We start from the raw sequence: 18,396 nt of genomic DNA on the forward strand, positions 1-18,396 counted from the left end.
AACACAATTTATATGCAATCGTTTTATTTATAAAAAGGGAGGTCTAACGCCTTATTATTGAAGGGGTCAATATCCAGCTCTTAATAGGTAATAACTCGCAATGGATTCTAGGTACTTTAGTTTGGCAAGACTTAACGTTTTTGCCGTGACAGACACCCGTTTCCAAACCGGTGCCTCTCCCTATACTAATTACAACAAACGATTCTTATATTGCTCTGGTGTTTGGCCTGAATATTTCTTGAACATACTAATGAAGGGGCTGGCTTGGTTGTAACCTAATGTGAGTGCCACTTCTTTAACCGATTGCCCGTTTCTTAATAGGTCCATTGAGTACAAGTAGCGAACTCGTAGTCGCCATTCCGTGAAGCTCATACCTAATTCACTTTGGCAATGACGCGACAAAGTACGCTCGGTTGCGTGCACTTTCTCTGCCCAATCCTTTAGCGAAATATCGTCGGTTGGGTTCTCTTCTATCGCCGCAAGAATTGGGGCAAGATACTTGTTATCAGTTGAAGGTAAGAAGTGATGCTCGACTTGACGCTCTGCAAGTTGATCGAGTAACACCTGAACAAGCCTTTGATCTTGTTCGCTTTGTGCAACGTTAATATCGCGTTGGCGAAAGTCATCGATAATCGAAGACACGATTGGGGTGATCTTAATGAGGCTGGTTTTCTCAGGCAGATGCTGAGTTAACTCATGAGCAATGTTCAGTGAGCAGTAATCCAATGGCTTACGGTTGTAGCTGCAGTGCATGACCCCAGCTGGCACCCAAATAGCGAGATGTGGCGGCGCGAGAAAGCGTATGCCTTCTGCTTCCATTTCAAGAATCCCACCGCTGATCAACTGAACCTGTCCCCAAGGGTGGCTGTGAATACGAGTTTCGGTGTTCGATAAGAAAGCTTCGAAATTCATAAATACGTTGGATGGTGCCTTATCAATTGATAAGGACGGATGAAGGTTTCTTGAGTGTTTTTTCAAACTTGTCTTCCTATCGCGTCTGATGTCTTTTTAAAGATATCTGTAAGTATAACGACCTGTCAAACTAGCCGCATCAAGTCATTTGCGACGGAGTTCACATGTATTATCTATTACCATTTTTCACAGTCTGTATCTGGGGTGCAAATGCGATCGTCAACAAGCTAGCAGCGAGCACGATAGAACCAAGTGCGATGAGTTTTTACCGTTGGTTTATTGCGATGTTAATTTTGACGCCTTTTTGCATCCGGTCTGTGATTAAACAGTGGCCAATCATTAAGCCGAACTTGTCTAAATTAGCTTTCCTTGGGTTTTTGGGCATGGTGTTAAACCAATCTTTGGGTTATTACGCAGGCCTAACCACCTCCGCTTCTAACATGGCATTGATTACTTCTTTGGTTCCACTCATCAGTGTGTTCCTTAGTGTGCCTTTGTTGAACAAGTCTATTTCTAGCCTGAGTATTGTGGGCGGTGTGTTGTCTCTGGCTGGGTTGGCGTTAATGCTCGGTAAAGGCGACCCTCTGTTCTTCATCCATCAAAACCTTACCCAAGGCGATGGTTATATGTTAATCGCGGCCTGTGTCTACGCTTCTTACTGCGTGTTACTCAAACGCTGGAAAATGCCTATTAGCAGTTGGGTCGTGATTTATATTCAAGGGCTATTTGCTGTCGCGATGTTGACTCCTCTTTGGTTAACAAGTGAGCAACTATTACCATCGCAGCAAGCTGTTCCTTTGATCGCTTATGCCGCGGTTGCGGCTTCTATTTTGGCGCCTTGGATGTGGGTGAAAGCGATTGACACCATTGGTGCAGATTCAAGTGCGATGTTTATGAACTTGATGCCCGTTATCGCGATTGTATTAGCCTCCACTTGGCTAGGCGAAGAGATTAATCAGTTCCATATAATTGGTGGAGTGATGGTTATTTCGGGTGTCATTCTTGCTCAAATCAAAAGAAAACCAAGGCTTGAGGCTGCTCTACCTCAGCAAAGCTAGCTTTTCTTAGATTAAACGAACGAAAATTCGCGAATCAGCCTCTCCTTACAATGCCTGCTCCCTCAGCAGGCATTGTTGTTTTCCTGTTTTGTTCAATTGTTCTGTTCACACCGTTTTCAAATTCCTTTAATGGGCACTTACTGTTGTTGCAACCTTGAGCCGTCTCATGTTTAATGCATTGAGTACTGTTTAAGTTGTAAAAGGAATTACAATGACTCAACCAAGGATCCCAGTGATCATATCGTCACTGCTTGCTCTATTCTCAGCCTCAAGCTTTGCTGCCACAGTTCCTACTGATACACCATTAGCTAAAGAACAACATTTTGTGCGTGGTAATGGCGCAGAGCCCAACACTCTCGATCCAAACTTTGTTAATTCTGGTATGCCCGGTGACATTATCGTCAATGATATGTTTGAAGGCTTTGTGATCGAGAACAGCGATGGGCAGATCATCCCAGGACAAGCTAAAGAATGGTCGTTCAGCAAAGACGGCAAAACCGTCACGTTTATGTTGAAAGAAGGTCTTCAGTGGTCAAACGGCGAGCCAGTGACAGCATCAAACTTTGTCTTTGGCTGGCAGCGTGCCGTGTCACCTAAAACTGGTAACAATACAGGGTTTGTTTTCTCGACGGCGAATATCGTTAACGCCAGTGAGATTCTTGAAGGAGATAAAGAGCCGTCGGAACTGGGCATTAAAGCATTGGATGAACACACGGTTGAAATTGCGCTTTCAAAGCCTACGCCCTACTTCATGAGTTTAATGAGCATCAAAACCTTCTTCCCTCTGCCTACTAAGTTGGTTGAAGAGAAAGGCGACCAGTGGACTCGCGCAGAGAACATTGCAACCAACGGCGCTTATACTCTGAGTAAATGGGTCCCTAACGAATACGTAGAAGTGACCAGAAACCCGAATTACTGGGATAACGCTTCAACCGTCATCAATAAGGTCACTTACCTTGGTTTATCATCTCAAAATGCTGAACTGATTCGTTATCAATCCGGTGAGATTGACATGACGAATCGCGTGCAACTTGAGTATTACCAAAAGCTTGTCAAAGAAAGCCCTGAACAGATTAAGGCACAGGCTTTGTTAGGGTCATATGTTTATTCGTTCAATACGCGTCAAGCTCCGTTTGATGATGTAAGAGTTCGACAAGCATTAAGCATGACAGTAAACCGAGAGATTTTAGTCGATAAAGTGACGGGGCAAGGAGAGCCTGAAGCCTACAGCGTGACGCCTAATAACATCCCGAACTACACGGCTCCTAAGTCTTTATTCGAAGCGCTAGATAGCTCAAAACGTCAAGCCAAGGCCAAACAACTATTAGAAGAGGCTGGGTACAACCAAGAGAATCCTCTTAAATTTACACTCACGTACAACACCAGTGAAAACCACAAAAAGATCGCCATCGCAATTGCATCAATGTGGAAACCACTTGGCGTGAAGGTAGAGCTAGAGAACATGGAGTGGAAAGCGTATGTCGCCGCTAAAGGAGCGGGAGATTATCAGCTTGCTCGTTCTTGGGCCTTTGGGGACTATCCAGAGCCTTCAGCTCTGTTAGAAGCCTTCACTTGTGGGCACACGGCCAATGAGAGTGGTTACTGTAACTCTGATTATGATGAGCTCTTACAGCAAGCGAGTAAAACGGAAGATCAATCTAAACGTTTTGCTCTATATCAGCATGCTGAATCGCTTCTGAACGAATCTGCAGCAGTTATGCCTTTATACCACTACAATCACACTCGATTAGTGCGAAATACACTTAAAGGCTTCCCGAACAATAATCCGAAAGGAAATATCTACGCAAAGGATCTATACTTTGTTCAAGAGTAAAAATGAGCTAAATAATAAAAGATTTTACTACCACTTTAGTGGTAAAGACACTAGAATCATTTTAACTAAACCAGATTAACAGCGGTTAGTTGGCAAACATAAAAAGGTACCGACATGAGTACCTAACGGCTTGAAAACACCTAGCACTGCGCTAGGTGTTTTTTTTTTGCTATCAACCTTTCTAGCTCGCTGATCAAACTTTCTAATTGCTTGATCAATAATTTCTAAGCACGTGTACAAGATTGCTTCATCCGTGTTTGCCACTTGCCTCAACCGCCTTTAAACATCAATATTCACCCGTTTGTCACTCGTTTGAAAAAATAGTCTCGATCGTGAGATTATCCACTTTAATTTATGTCATCTTAAGTATATTGTTATTAGCAAGTAACAAGCATGTTATGCAGCACAATAATAATGAAGGAAGATAGATGAGCAGTAACAATAGCCGACAAGATGGTAAACGAGACGTTACTCTGCGTTTTTTAGCTGAACCCGGGGATGTGAACTTTGGTGGTAAAGTTCATGGTGGTGCAGTAATGAAATGGGTCGATTTAGCGGCTTATGCTTGTTCTGCTGGATGGAGTGGTAAATATTGTATTACCGCCTACGCAGGTGGTATTCGATTCGTTGCGCCAATCCATGTAGGCAACCTTGTTGAAGTAAGTGCGAAGGTCATCTATACCGGTTCATCTTCCATGCACATCGCTATTGACGTTCAAGCTAGCGACCCTAAAGAACTCAACAACCGCCTAACGACTCACTGTATCGTTATTATGGTCGCTGTTGATGAGAATGGTAACCCGACTAAGGTGCCAGAATGGGTACCAGAAACGCCAGAAGACATTGAATTAAGAGATTCGGCTATTCGCCTAATGAACATGCGAAAGCAGATAGGTGAAGAGATGGAAGCGCACGTGAAATACCTTAAATAAGGTCAATCACTAGCCCTAACCTACAAAACCTAATTACGATGCCAAGCACATGCTTGGCATTTGTTTATTTAACTCAGATCCCCTATACAAACTCCCACAGACAAAGCTGCGTCTTAACCAATACTGCTTATCTCAATACTACTTATGTCAACAAGGCTTATATAGCGTGATACTCAGCCAAGGGTTGAAATGAACCTGCTGTTGTTGAGCGATTTGCTAGAACTGTAATAAAGTCGTCATTTAGCTCTGATTAAATACCGCCAATCATAATGGATGTATTTAAATTTCCCGGAGCTACTCTTGAGCGTCACACGCACCACACTTAGCGAATCTACACTGAACAACCTCAAGGCAGTTGAGTACCAATGGGTCAGAACATTGTACGTAGAAGGTTACGATAGCAATGAAATTAACCACTATATCCAGACTTGTTTTGGTGGGGACAACACGTTTGCGGATCTCTTTCGCCGTGTCGCACTCGATCAAGAAAGCATCTATGTGTTGTTGCAACACTTGGGCTGTGCTCCCTCAAGCAAAGAATTCTAGCTTTTATAGTTCATCGCTAGTCGTTCATAGTTCCTAACTGATCATTGGTCCTAGCGAATCATTTTCCTAACTAATCACAGCTATCTGCATCTAGCTTGAATCAGCGGCTAATATCAACCGTTAGTCATTCAATACTTCTCCAACCCATTCCATAGGTCAGGGATATAGTTTCCTGCAATCCACAGCTACCGACTGCCTCTATATACATTTTCTCTGTAACTTCTGTATTTGTTGCACGCAAATCATTGAAGTATCACGCATTGGATTATTAGCAATATATCAATAGGCCAACAGCCCTTTATACTGAGTGTCTGATTTGTGAGACTCGTTCATGCCTTCAAGTAAGAAGAATGAGACAGGTGAGATTCAGGAGAGAAATGGCTCGAAGCTTTAATGGCTAAAGCAGCTATAAGCAAAAAATTGACAGATAAAGCGAAGACTAAGTAGAAAGTAAAAAGTAGCAGGCATAAAAAAACCCAAGTAAATACCTGGGTTAGAGTTACAAAAACCACTAATCATTAATAGCGTAAGGAACCTGATTAGTAGCCAGCTATGCGTAACCTGAGGGTTATTTTTATTACTGATCGGCGGCCAAACCAAATGATGTAATAAAAATGCCAATACAGAGCGACCTATAAGGTCGCTCTTTGTCTTTCTTATAGGGTACAGCTTATCCTTTTACACCACCTGCCGTCAAACCGCCAACTAACCAACGTTGAGCAAGTAAGAACACGATAGTAATCGGAAGTGCTGAAAGTACAGCCGCTGCCGCAAAGTCACCCCATAGGTAGTTCTGAGGGTATAGGTATTGCTGCATACCTACCGCTAGCGTGTAAGAGTTCACATCGGTTAGCAGGATAGACGCTACAGGCACTTCACCCACTGTTGCGATGAACGAAAGAATAAACACAACCGCTAGAATTGGCACAGACAATGGCAGTAGAACCAGTCTGAATGCTTGCCAAGGCGTTGCACCATCAAGTGCAGCCGCTTCTTCCAATGAGTTATCAATCGTTTCAAAGTAGCCTTTAATCGTCCATACGTGCAGTGCGATACCGCCCAAGTACGAGAAGATCAGACCGCCATGCGTGTTCAAGCCTAAGAACGGAATGTATTGACCAAGTTTGTCGAACAGCGCGTAGATAGCCACAAGAGCAAGTACCGCTGGGAACATTTGGAAAATCATCATCGCTTTCAGAATAGTTTCTTTACCTTTGAAGCGCATACGAGCAAATGCGTAAGCCGATGTCGTTGACAATGCCACGATTAAAATCGATGTAACACCCGCCACTTTGATCGAGTTCCATAACCAAGTCAGTACTGGAAACGGAGGTGGTGTCACCGAGCCGTCAGCATTCGTTACCGACATACCAAGAGCCAGTTTCCAGTGCTCCAGTGATGGGTTGTCAGGAATCAAACTACCTGTTGCGAAGTTACCTTCACGGAACGAGATCGCGATAATCATCAGTAATGGGAAGATAATCATTGCCAAGAAGCACCACAACACTGCATGCGTTGCCCATACTCGGTATTTAAGGCCTTTACCTTGTACCATAGCCATTGTCGTGCTCCTTAATCTTGAGACAGTTTAGTGAAACGAAGGTTTAGTAACGCAAGTCCACCAACCAATAGGAAAATAAGCGTTGCGATTGCACTTGCTAGACCAAAGTCTTGACCGCCGCCGCCTTCGAATGCGATTCGGTAGGTGTAGCTTACAAGCAAGTCTGTGTAACCCGCTGGCTCTGAGGTGCCAATCATGTTCGGGCCACCGTTCGTCAATAGTTGAATCATTACAAAGTTATTGAAGTTAAAGGCAAACGCTGCAATCAATAGCGGTGTCAGCGGCTTAATCATCAATGGGAATGTAATACGCTTGAAGTTATCAAGGAAGTTCGCACCATCAATCGCTGAGGCTTCGTACAAATCATCAGGAATCGCTTTAAGCAGACCCATACATAGAATCATCATGTAAGGGAAACCTAGCCACGTGTTAACCATCAACACCATGGTTTTCGCAAGAATTGGGTCAGAGAACCAGTTCGGGCTTAAGCCGAAGATATTCTCAAGCACCATGTTGATCTCACCAAAGCTCTGGTTGAATAGACCTTTAAAGATAAGAATCGAGATGAACGCGGGTACTGCGTAAGGCAGAATCAGTAGAACACGGTAGATTGAACGACCTTTTAGCTCTTCCCATTGCACGATATTCGCAAGTACAAGTCCGATAACAAGTGTGAACGCTACGGTACATACCGAGAAGATCACCGTCCAAATAAAGATGCTGATGAATGGTTCTTTAATACCATCATCTTTCCAAACACGTTCAAAGTTATGTGTGCCAATGTTAACCACAAAGCCCGGAGAGATGGTGTTACCAGTAAACTCGCCATTGGCATCGACAGGTTGATAGAAACCCTCTTCCATGTTTGGCTTGAGAACGTCACCCGTTTCATTGTTGATTAACGTTTCGTCATCGTCTTGAAGCGTGTAAAGCGGAGCAACAGAAGCAAACTTACGTAAGCCACTCATGCGGATGTCGTCACCGTTAGGCAGATGGAAATCAACCGCATTGATCGCTGCACGGTTTTGGATGATCGCTTTGATCTTCTCTTTCTCACCTTGTGCAGACTCAATTGCAGATAGGTCCATCTCTGTTGCACTCATATCTTCAAAAGAAAATACGTCTGTTGCTAACAGCTGGTCGCCATCTTTAACCACGATCTGGTGACCGTCATCAGTCTTGTACAAAGTAAATGGATAGCTCTCACCGCTTTGAAAAGAACGGTCTAAAAGAACCGTTTGAGTACGTTCTAGAGACAGTTGATTTTTTGCGCTGTAGTTAGTGAACGCAAGCCCTACGGTATAAGCCAATGGGAAAAGAATGAACAAGATCATTCCGGCAATACCAGGATAAATATAACGGTGGGCGTAAGTTTTCTTACTGCCAAAAATGTAAAGTGCCAAAGCCGTTAAAATCACAGTAAGCAGCGCAAAAGCGAGCTCACCGCGTGAATACATTAGAATTGTAGCGTAGCCGTTAATTAAGCCAACGCTACCAAGCAACCCCCATTTGATGAAGACGCTTTTACTGCCTGGAAGGCTTGATGGTGCTGGGATAGCATCTGTACCTTGAACTGACTGCATAGAGGAACCTGCTAGCGATATAGATAAAAAATAGAAAAGTAAGGAGAGGTTACCCTCTCCTTAAAAGGTAGTGCTTGGTTGTTACTTAGTCATGCGACCTTCAGCAGCTTTTAGTGCTTGGTCTACTGTTTGACGGCCGTCAACTACGTTGCCGATCGCTTCTTCCATGCTGTACCAGAACGTTGTGAACTGAGGGATGTTAGGCATGATTTCGCCGTTCATCGCGTTGTCCATTGTTGCTGCAATACGAGTGTCGCTGTCTAGTTGACGTTGGAAAGAGTTAAGAGCAACAGCGCCTAGTGGCTTGTCGTCATTCAGGCTCTTCATGCCTTCGTCTGTTAGTAGGTAGTTTTCCATGAACTCAACAGCTAGGTCGCGGTTTGGAGAAGCAGTGCTGATACCACCAGCCCATACACCAACGAAAGGCTTAGACGCTTTACCGTTGAACTTAGGTAGCGTTGTTACGCCGTAGTCAACGCCCGCTTTCTCGATGTTTGCCCAGCCCCAAGGACCGTTGATTGTCATTGCAACGTTACCCGCAACGAATTCAGACTCAGCAACTGAGTAATCCATGTCTGCAGAGATAACTTTGTCTTGTACCATTTTCTCGATGAAACCTAGAGACTTCTGAACACCTTCAGCCGCTACGCCCGCATCTTTAATGTCGTAACCTTCAGCAGTTTGTTTGAATGCGTAACCGCCGTCAGCTGCAAGTAGAGGCCATGTGAAGTAAGCGCCGCCACGTAGAGGCCACATGATCGCTTTCTTGCCGTCTTTTTGAAGCTCAGCGTTAAGTGCTGGGATTTCTTCCCAAGACTTAGGTGGGTTAGGAACGAGTGCTTTGTTGTAGATAAGAGAAACTGACTCAACCGCTACTGGGTAAGCGATTGTTTTACCTTCGTAAGAAACAGCGTCCCATGCGAAGTCTACGATACCTTCTTTAGTTTCTTTAGAAGGTTTGATATCAACAAGAAGACCGGCTTCCGCAAAACCACCAAAACGGTCGTGTGCGTAGAAAATCATATCTGGGCCATCGCCAGCTGCTGCAACTTGAGAGAACTTCTCTTCTAGTTTGTCAGGGAAAGCGACTGTTACTTTAACGCCAGTGTCTTCTTCGAAGCGTTTACCTACTTCAGCCATGCCTTCATAAGCTTTGTCACCACCAACCCAGATTGTTAGTTGTCCTTCTTCGATAGCAGCATTTGCACCAAAAGAACCCAGAGCAACTAATGTTCCTAGAGCTACAGCGCTTAGAGCGTTTTTCATGTGAATATCCTTTTTATATTTATACGTAGGGCACATCTACCAAGACGAGCCAGTTTTCAGGGCTTATGATCTGAGAAAATAGGCTCTAACTCATCATCCTAGCCACTACGCCCTAGCTATTATGGCTTAATTTCGTGATCGCCATCCGGTCAGATTAGAGACTAAAATCACAAAATGCATACTCATCGTGATCAACATCACCGTTATGGGGTGGATTTATTTGAACTGGATCGCCAATTATTAATAACCCCATTTATCTACTCCTCCCCTACTACTCCCCCTCGTTAAATTTTCATTGGGAGGATGTACCATTGCGCCAATTCACCGAAACTGCATTCATCCAAGAGTGGATAGTAAGAACCCTTTACCAGCGAATGTTATGCGTTGAAGCATTGTTCATTTAGTTGGCTTCACTGCCCGCTGTTGTCTTTAATTAAGCATCGAGCTAAATCTGTGATTGAATCACGGGGGAGATTTAGCTGGATGTGGGGGAAATAGGCACCAGTTTGGCTATGACGGGTGGGCTTGGTTAAAGAATCCAAGTCTCACCCACTTTTTTCTTACTCATTCAATACTTACCAATTCCTACAGTTACTGCTGACCCAAAAATTTCTTATAATGATAAGCAGTAAAACTTAAAATTTGATCGATCGAGGACTAGCTAGATGGCGAGTGTCACGTTAAAAAACGTTTATAAATCATATGGTGATGTACAGATTTCTAAGGACGTAACCTTAGACATCAACGAAGGTGAGTTCGTAGTGTTCGTTGGACCATCAGGTTGTGGTAAATCGACGCTATTACGCTGTATCGCAGGTCTAGAAGACATTACGTCTGGTGATTTGTACATTGGCGACCAACGCATGAATGACGTTGAGCCTTCAAAGCGTGGCGTAGGTATGGTATTCCAATCTTACGCGCTTTACCCTCACCTTAACCTTTACGACAACATGTCTTTCGGCCTGAAACTAGCAAACGCCAACAAAGCTGAAATTGATAAGCGTGTTGAACATGCTGCAGAAATCCTTCAGCTTGGTCACCTTCTTGAGCGTCAGCCTAAAGCCCTATCTGGTGGTCAACGTCAACGTGTTGCTATCGGTCGTACTCTGGTTTCTCAACCAAACGTATTCCTACTTGATGAGCCTCTATCTAACCTTGATGCTGCTTTGCGTGTTCAAATGCGTTCGCAAATCACTAAGCTACAGCGTCAACTTGGCTGCACCATGATCTACGTTACCCACGACCAAGTGGAAGCGATGACAATGGCCGATAAAATCGTTGTTCTTGATGGCGGTTACGTATCTCAAGTCGGTAAGCCGCTTGATCTTTACCACTACCCTCAGAACCGTTTCGTTGCTGGCTTTATTGGCTCGCCGAAGATGAACTTCATGTCGGTTCACATCGAGCAAGCTGAAGCAGAGCGCGTATTGGTACAACTTTCAAATGGCATGACTTTCTGGATCCCGGTAGATGGTACCACTGTCAATGCTGGTGACCGTATGTCTCTGGGTGTGCGTCCTGAGCATTTGTTGTCTGCTGACACGGGTGACGCTACGATTGAAGCTGAAGTGATGATGGTAGAGAAACTAGGTAACGAAACACAGGTTTACCTAAACCTCGAAAGTGCTGATGCTGATGTTATCTACCGTCAACCAGACACGTTAACGATTGAATCTGGTGACAAGCTAGCGATTGGTATTCCTGCGCACCGTTGTCACTTGTTCCATAGCGATGGTCGCGCATGTCGTCGCTTGTACAAAGAGTACGGCACCGACTAATCGGTTCGCCTTTTTAAGATATAACTTGCCCATATCGAATCCCTCTTACCAAGTAAGGGGGATTTTTTTGTTTAAAGGCGCCAACTACTTTCACTTTGATTGTTTAACTTCGCGCGCAGCTCAGTTAGCTTTTTCGAGCGGCAATAAAAAAGGCCTAGCGGATGCTAGACCTTTATCTGTTTGTACTAAAGCCACCCTATCTAACGATATAGGTTAGCTCTACTGAAACTTAGTGGATTGGCGTATCACTTGTTTTGTTGAACTGGCCAAAATGCTTTTCTAACACTTCTGGTGTTAGTTTGCCTTCCGCTTCTAGTCGCTTAAATTCAGCAACGATCGCTTTTTGCTCTTCAATTGATGGCAGTTGTACTTCTGGCTCATCGCCCATCTCTTGAGTCATCTGCTCTAGTTCTTTTTCAAAATCGCTCATGATACTTACCTAAATATTAAACCTAACGAGATTTTACTCATTTACGCTCTGTGATGCTAGAGCGATTAAGTGCAAAGCCCGAAACCAGATCAAGCGAACGTCAGTTTAAACAGGACTGGCTTGAAATTAAAAAGAGCTGGATTCACAGTTAAATGAATCCAGCTCTATATCAAAGTCACTAGCTCAAGCAGTATTACAGCTTAAACGAGCCAACCATCTTATCTAGGCGAGAAGACAGGTCACGAAGCTCTTGGCTTGCTTCAGCAAGTTGTTCAGCCGTGCCCGTTGTCACTTCGTTGATCGCGTTGATCTCTTCAATGTTCTGGTTGATGGTGTGAACTACCGTTGATTGCTCTTCCGTTGCCGTTGCCACTTGTGTGTTACGGTCAGTGATATCAACGATACGGTCTGAAATACCACCCAATACGTCTACCGCTTCGTCCGATGCTGATACACCTTCCAGCGTAATCACTTTACCCGCACTCATTGCCGTTACCGCATCTTTCGCATCGCTTTGCAGTTGGTTGATCATCTTCTGAATCTCTTCCGTTGAATCTGCTGTACGACTTGCGAGGTTACGAACTTCATCGGCTACCACAGCAAAGCCACGACCTTGTTCACCGGCACGTGCTGCTTCAATCGCTGCGTTCAATGCGAGTAAGTTAGTTTGCTCAGAGATATCACGGATAACACCCAGAATAGAGCCGATGTCTTGCGTTGTTGAAGCAAGCTGCTCCACCACTTGACCCGTGCTTTCGATATCTTGCGCTAAACGGCTGATCGCGTCTTTTGCTTTGTTTACCACAGAACGGCCCACTTCAGTATTGCCCGAAGCTTGAGTGGCTGTTTCTGCTGCTGTTGCCGCGTTTGATGCAATCTCACTGATGGTCATACCCATTTGGTTGATCGCAGCCACCACTTGAAGGGTTTGATCTCGTTGCTCTTGGCTATTGTCGTGGGTGATGTGCGCTTTGTTAGAAACACTCTCTGCCGCCACTTGAAGCGCTTGGCTTGTTGAGCATACTTCTTTCATCGACTCGTGAATCTTTTCAATAAATCCGTTAAAGCCCTTTGAAAGCTGTGCGATTTCATCGTTGCCTTTAACTTCGATACGCTGTGCCAGATCGCCATCGCCTTCGCCAAGGTCACCAAATCGCTTAGCCAGAAGTTTAATCGGTTGAGTGATGCTGTTTGCTAGCACTACGCCCATTAAGATAAAGACTAAAGCCACGATAGCCGTCATGATCAGCATCTTTTGTGCCGTCGCATCGAGCTCAGCAAACACTTCATCAGTTGGTACCACACCAATAACGAACCAGTCCATTGACGACACATAAAGACTCGCGACGAATAGCTCTTGTCCTTGGCTTTCGGTGGTAATTAGGTTGAAACCCGACTTGTTCAATAGCTGGCTAGCTTGAGGGCCGTAAAGTTGTTGAAGTGACGAATCACTGCGTGAACGCTCACGGTGAATTTGTACATCACCTTGGCTATCTGTCAAAAATACAAAGCCTGTATTTTCAATCTTGAAACCGTTCAGCAGGTTAACCATGTCATCCATCGATTTTGATAGACCTGACATCGCCAAACCAGAGGGCTGTTGGTAGTTGGCAAACATCTTCACTTCACCATTGGCTTCTTGGAACATGCTCACCATGGTTGGCTGGCCTGACTGAGTAAAACCGAAGAACCAACCGTCTTGTTGTTGGTTTAGCTGACGTAAGAAACCATCTTGGTTCCAGTAGTAAGCTGTTTCACGGTTGGCAACCGACGCATCGTTTAACTGGTATTGGTTACGCACGTTATTCAGTTGTTTAACTAGCTTATTCTCAATATCCGCATCACGTTCAGTCGAATCAATAGCGTCAGAAATGAATTCATTCGAAGCAATTTGCTCCGCTGCCAACAACAGCTGAGAGACTTCACGATCAATTTCACCGTTGATTCGCTCAAGCATTCCAGGAAGCTCGATATCAACCAATCGATGGCTCAATACATCTCTTGCTTGTTGTTGCGCCATCGCACCTACGATGACCGTAGAAGCCAGAACCGCAAAAGTAATTCCGAGTACAACCTTTTGCTTAATACTCAGAGAGTTAGTTTTCAACATATTTGGACCTTTAAAAAGAATCGCTCTTTATTTATGTACCCTGAACAGGACTTTTTAGTGCACTCCAATCAGCAATGCACAATCTGAGTTATGTATCGGCCAAAACCAATATAACTAGAGACTTTTCTCTCAAAAAACTGCAAATATGATGTAACGACTCAATCATTTTCTCTTGGGATAAAGATTAACGAGGTCAATATTATTACCTCGCAGGCATTTGCTTGGGTTATTTAATGATGTTTAACACGCTAACCCTTCAGATATAAAGGCATTAAGTTTGTCCTCATTAATGATATCAATGCGGCGATAACCTATTTCAATCATGCCTTCTTTCGCCAATTGTTGGAGAGAGCGGCTGAGTGTTTGACGGGTACACCTAGATAGATGCGCCAACTTATCTTGGGTATATAAGATCGGATTGAGTTCATTCGGCATCCCATTTAAACGACTGACTAATAACAGTAACTTCGCAAGGCGAAATTCATTTTTAAGCAGTACAGATTCTGTCGTCCACTCCATCAAAAGCCGGAATCGAAAGCTGATTTCACGAATTGCAATTTTATAGAGTTCTGGATAACGGTCAGCGATATCTCTCATTTTTTTGACGGGAATAGCCACGACAATCGCATCAGAAGATGAGTAGAAGTTATGGTTGGTCGGTTGTTCATCAAAACAGCCTATCCACGTCAGCCAGCTGTTTGGACCTAGCATGGCAATGCACGCCTCATCACCACTCTCACTGTAACTCATCAGTTCGATATGTCCCTTAACCACAAGGCGTATGGTATCGACAGCGGTATAGGCGGAATTGAGCAAAGTCGGAACCTTATAGGCTTCAATTCTTGCAGCACCGACTATCTCTTCAACGGCTTTCGGATCTAGCTGATTTAGCGTGGGATCATGTCTTAACACCAGCTCAAGCATCGAATGTTGTTCTTCACTACTCATCGTAGGAACGAAATTAGAATGTAAGATTTTACACATTGTTCTCATCCAACCCCTGATAGCTTGTTAATTAATTGTTAAATACAGACTAACAATTAATCGAATAAAAAAGCTAGGAAAAACCACAAGGTCGTGAAATGAGGATTCAAGAATGCAAATGCCATGCGTAAACACATTGAGCCGTTGGCTCTTTAAAGGGTCGATAGCAACAGTTTTAATTACATGTGCCAGTTGGAGTACAGTGTCTGCCGCCAATGATCAGTTTGAAGGTATTCCAGGAGAAAGAACCTGTTTCTTCCGTTATGGTCCGGTATCTGCAGACCCATACATCAACGTTGCCTATCCCGATGCTGCGGTAAAATATTGGGGAGCAGCTTTTACTGTACCTGATGGTGCCAAGCTAAAATTAGAAGGACAATTCCCACATTCTCGCTACATGTCGTTCATTAGCTATGATGACCGTGGAAGACCAGTACAATCTTTACCCGACTACATGATCAAACCCAGCCAAAGCAGCGTGAACCCTTTCAGAGAAGGCAGTCAGCGCGACAGCGTTCTTAGAAGCTACCAAGTCAATATTCTCAACGCTCAACCAAAAACTGATTACACCGCAGGCCAAATACGTGATGGCGCTGAAATGGATGAACTGCATGCGCCAAAATCTTCAGCTAATCAGCAGGTGATCATCTACCGCATCTACGCAAAAGACGAAAACAGTGATGGCACTGGGAATACAGCATTACCGCAGCCAGTCGTCACGCTTTCTTCAGGAAAGGAACTTCGCGGACAAGAAGCGTGTGATTCTCTGCAAAGTGCGCAACCGTTAAAAGCTCAATTAAATGCCCTGGGAATCCCAGTCGAGAAGTATCGTGAATTGGTTACACAGCCCAACAAGCCCGCAGGCTTCCCCGCAACCAATCCATCGACTTGGCACATTCAACTCGACCGAGAAAGCTTGTTAGGTATTTACACAGGAAAAATAAATCCTGAAGCGAGACGAAGCACGGGTGGCTTCTACCCAAATCTTGATAACAACTACATTAGAACCGTCGTTAATCGCAAACATGGCCCTGTATTTGTCCTCAGAGCCAAGGCTCCCGTTACACCAAAAACTTTCCATGGCGTTAAAAAAATGACTAAAGGTGACCTCCGTTACTGGTCGGTCTGCTCGAACAAAGGCTTCGCTGTAACCAAAGTCAACGACTGCCTTTACGATGAAGCGATTCCGGTGGACAAGGACGGCTATTACACTGTCGCCGTGAGCCGCGCTGCCGACAGACCACGTAACGCTTTTGCCCAATGTGGTGTAGGTTGGTTACCAATGGCAGACGATGGTGATGGCATTATTGATGAAGATGCATCGATTGTTCAAATCCGTCACATGCTCGCAGCGCCGGAGTTTAGCCACGCCATACAAAACATCCAGCAAGATAAAGATATCGCCCCGGTGATGGGGGAATACTACCCAAGAACCTTCTACACCACGACCAACAACTTCGAGCTAATGATTCCTTGTTCGGGGTAATACTCTCCATCTGAATAACCCATTAATAAACCTACGAAATGGCAGGTTCCCCGCCTGCCATCTATGACCGAATACCATCAATTTTCTGAGGTTGCCATGCTACTCAAACTACTACCCCTATTGTCGATCATATCTTTTCTTTTTACATCACAAGCAGCACACACAGAAGAACTCGAACCAGAGCAAGAGCAAGGACAAATAGAAGACCTAGACGATCCTACAGCACTAAGCTCATTTCTGGGAATACGAACAGGGACTAACGGATATGGTGCCATCGCGCAATTTGGATTCAATAGCCCCGACAGTGCATTCGGTCACAACAGCTTCATTCAATTTAAAGACGATTTTGAAACTCTACACCTACGCCACTTTTCGATCTATAAACAGAGTGGGACGGGGTTGTTTGTCGATATGCAGCGCAACAATGCCAATGCGATTCCCGTTAACCGAGCTTCTGTTGGCGCCATCCAAATAATCCCTATCTCAGACAAACTTAGGATCAACCCTGCCCTTCTATATGGCGAAACGTGGACAGACGACAAGCAAGCGAGAAAAACGCTGTTTCCAGATACATCAATTGTGACCTTGTATACCTTTATTCGCTGGCAAGTCGACGACGACTGGTTCGTCAATTTGGTACCTCAATATACCTACAGCGTAAATGGACGAAAGATTCGCTTGTTTGAACTCGTCACTCAAGTGGGCCACAACATTACTAAGGAAACGAGCATGGCGATAAATACCGATGAAGACGACAACTTTTGGTTAACACTAAAGCACGCCTTTTAAGTCTGACTATGGTAAAACCGTTGGGCTTAACTGTACTTTGGCTAAACACTTGTAAATCATTCCATTTTTGGAAAAATAAATTACGTAGATGTACTGGAACTTTTTCCTATTAATAAGTGACCAATACTCAAAATAAGAATCAAATGGCCCCCAGAGAGTCCAAAAATGCATAAAAATAACTTCGAAATCCTTCAAAACTACCTAGAGTCTCAAATCATTGGTCAGCAAGAGCTCGTAAAACAACTGATGATCGCCTTACTGGCAGATGGTCATATCCTTGTTGAAGGGCCTCCGGGGTTGGCAAAAACCCGCGCAGTAAAATCGCTAGCTGACTGTGTCGAGGGAGATTTTCATCGTATTCAATTTACCCCTGACCTATTGCCTGCCGACCTAACTGGTACCGATATTTTCCGTCCAGAAACGGGAGAGTTCACCTTCCAATCTGGCCCGATTTTTAACTCACTAATTCTAGCGGATGAGATCAACCGTGCTCCAGCGAAAGTGCAAGCCGCAATGCTAGAAGCTATGGCCGAGAAACAGGTGACCGCAGGTCGAAAAACCTATGCTCTGCCCGATCTGTTTTTGGTGATGGCAACTCAAAACCCGATTGAGCAAGAAGGTACCTACCCTCTACCAGAAGCTCAATTAGACCGTTTCTTGCTGCATTTAGAAGTGGCTTATCCAGACATGGAAAGTGAGCTGGAGATCTTGCGCCTGAACCGAGGCGAAGCTCAAGGCAACGAATCTGTTCAACCACAAGAGATATCTCAGCAAACGATCTTCGAAGCTCGCCAAGAAGTGCTCAACATTCACATGGCAGACACCATTGAGCAGTACATCATCAGATTGGTAATGGCGACTCGCCAACCTAAACAATACAGCGACCAACTTGATCAATGGTTAGACATGGGTGTCAGCCCGCGTGCAACCATCGCGTTAGACCGTTGTGCCCGCGCTCACGCTTGGCTTGCCGGCCGCGACTATGTTACCCCACAAGATGTTCAAGCGATGGCCTTCCCGGTATTACGTCACCGCCTGCTTCGTAGCTACCACGCACAAGCTGAAGGGGTCACTGCAAACCAAGTGATCGCACACCTTATCTCGTTGGTTGGTAGCGCATAGGGATA

At 44.6% G+C, this 18,396-nt stretch carries 15 protein-coding genes; 8 read left to right on the plus strand and 7 right to left on the minus strand.

Features of this window, described 5'->3' with window-relative positions:
- Positions 1-189: 189 nt before the first annotated feature.
- A complete protein-coding gene (locus OW495_RS10405; protein WP_065111466.1) occupies positions 190-978 on the minus strand; it encodes a helix-turn-helix transcriptional regulator in 789 nt (262 codons plus the stop codon).
- Positions 979-1,076: 98 nt separating this feature from the next.
- On the opposite strand from OW495_RS10405, the gene OW495_RS10410 reads away from it, so the two are divergent.
- The 4 genes from OW495_RS10410 to OW495_RS10425 all read left to right on the plus strand — a co-directional run bounded on the left by OW495_RS10410 (position 1,077) and on the right by OW495_RS10425 (position 5,282).
- Positions 1,077-1,970: a DMT family transporter gene (locus tag OW495_RS10410; RefSeq protein ID WP_099165810.1), complete on the plus strand. Its 894-nt coding sequence runs from the start codon at positions 1,077-1,079 to the stop codon at positions 1,968-1,970.
- 211 nt (positions 1,971-2,181) lie between these two features.
- The gene (locus tag OW495_RS10415; RefSeq protein ID WP_289886376.1) at positions 2,182-3,804 is read left to right on the plus strand and encodes a peptide ABC transporter substrate-binding protein; all 1,623 of its coding nucleotides are present in this window, start codon (positions 2,182-2,184) and stop codon (positions 3,802-3,804) included.
- A gap of 428 nt (positions 3,805-4,232) precedes the next feature.
- The gene (locus tag OW495_RS10420; protein ID WP_017104899.1) at positions 4,233-4,736 is read left to right on the plus strand and encodes an acyl-CoA thioesterase; all 504 of its coding nucleotides are present in this window, start codon (positions 4,233-4,235) and stop codon (positions 4,734-4,736) included.
- 300 nt (positions 4,737-5,036) lie between these two features.
- Positions 5,037-5,282, plus strand: coding sequence for a hypothetical protein (locus OW495_RS10425; RefSeq protein WP_029223283.1), 246 nt, complete (start codon positions 5,037-5,039; stop codon positions 5,280-5,282).
- 670 nt (positions 5,283-5,952) lie between these two features.
- Here OW495_RS10425 and malG read toward each other — a convergent pair.
- From malG to malE, 3 genes are all read right to left on the minus strand, one after another.
- Positions 5,953-6,843, minus strand: a complete 891-nt coding sequence (gene malG / locus OW495_RS10430; RefSeq protein WP_010431447.1) for a maltose ABC transporter permease MalG — start codon at positions 6,841-6,843, stop codon at positions 5,953-5,955.
- An 11-nt stretch (positions 6,844-6,854) separates the two neighbouring features.
- Positions 6,855-8,426, minus strand: a complete 1,572-nt coding sequence (gene malF, locus OW495_RS10435; protein ID WP_289886381.1) for a maltose ABC transporter permease MalF — start codon at positions 8,424-8,426, stop codon at positions 6,855-6,857.
- A gap of 81 nt (positions 8,427-8,507) precedes the next feature.
- Positions 8,508-9,692, minus strand: a complete 1,185-nt coding sequence (gene malE / locus OW495_RS10440; RefSeq protein ID WP_017108967.1) for a maltose/maltodextrin ABC transporter substrate-binding protein MalE — start codon at positions 9,690-9,692, stop codon at positions 8,508-8,510.
- 665 nt (positions 9,693-10,357) lie between these two features.
- Between malE and malK the strand changes: the two genes are divergently transcribed.
- A complete protein-coding gene (gene malK, locus OW495_RS10445) occupies positions 10,358-11,470 on the plus strand; it encodes a maltose/maltodextrin ABC transporter ATP-binding protein MalK (RefSeq protein ID WP_017104895.1) in 1,113 nt (370 codons plus the stop codon).
- Positions 11,471-11,699: 229 nt separating this feature from the next.
- Here the strand turns inward: malK and OW495_RS10450 are convergent, their stop codons facing one another.
- The 3 genes from OW495_RS10450 to OW495_RS10460 form a co-directional block, all read right to left on the minus strand.
- The gene (locus tag OW495_RS10450; protein WP_017091765.1) at positions 11,700-11,900 is read right to left on the minus strand and encodes a hypothetical protein; all 201 of its coding nucleotides are present in this window, start codon (positions 11,898-11,900) and stop codon (positions 11,700-11,702) included.
- A 193-nt stretch (positions 11,901-12,093) separates the two neighbouring features.
- A complete protein-coding gene (locus tag OW495_RS10455; protein ID WP_102313786.1) occupies positions 12,094-14,010 on the minus strand; it encodes a methyl-accepting chemotaxis protein in 1,917 nt (638 codons plus the stop codon).
- A gap of 240 nt (positions 14,011-14,250) precedes the next feature.
- On the minus strand, positions 14,251-14,994 hold the full coding sequence (locus tag OW495_RS10460) for a Crp/Fnr family transcriptional regulator (RefSeq protein ID WP_289886388.1): 744 nt from the start codon (positions 14,992-14,994) through the stop codon (positions 14,251-14,253).
- A gap of 112 nt (positions 14,995-15,106) precedes the next feature.
- Here OW495_RS10460 and OW495_RS10465 point away from each other — a divergent pair, with 112 nt between their 5' ends.
- The 3 genes from OW495_RS10465 to OW495_RS10475 all read left to right on the plus strand — a co-directional run bounded on the left by OW495_RS10465 (position 15,107) and on the right by OW495_RS10475 (position 18,391).
- The gene (locus OW495_RS10465) at positions 15,107-16,480 is read left to right on the plus strand and encodes a hypothetical protein (protein ID WP_289886391.1); all 1,374 of its coding nucleotides are present in this window, start codon (positions 15,107-15,109) and stop codon (positions 16,478-16,480) included.
- Between the two features lie 96 nt (positions 16,481-16,576).
- Positions 16,577-17,269 (plus strand): hypothetical protein, encoded by a 693-nt coding sequence (locus tag OW495_RS10470; RefSeq protein WP_289886393.1) that lies wholly within the window; start codon positions 16,577-16,579, stop codon positions 17,267-17,269.
- A gap of 165 nt (positions 17,270-17,434) precedes the next feature.
- Entirely contained in the window at positions 17,435-18,391 is a 957-nt protein-coding gene (locus OW495_RS10475; RefSeq protein ID WP_017081852.1) for a MoxR family ATPase, read from the plus strand.
- The last annotated feature ends 5 nt before the right edge of the window (positions 18,392-18,396 follow it).

The organism is Vibrio sp. 14N.309.X.WAT.E.F5 (assembly GCF_030397615.1).
In the GTDB taxonomy this organism is placed as follows: Bacteria; Pseudomonadota; Gammaproteobacteria; order Enterobacterales; family Vibrionaceae; genus Vibrio; species Vibrio lentus.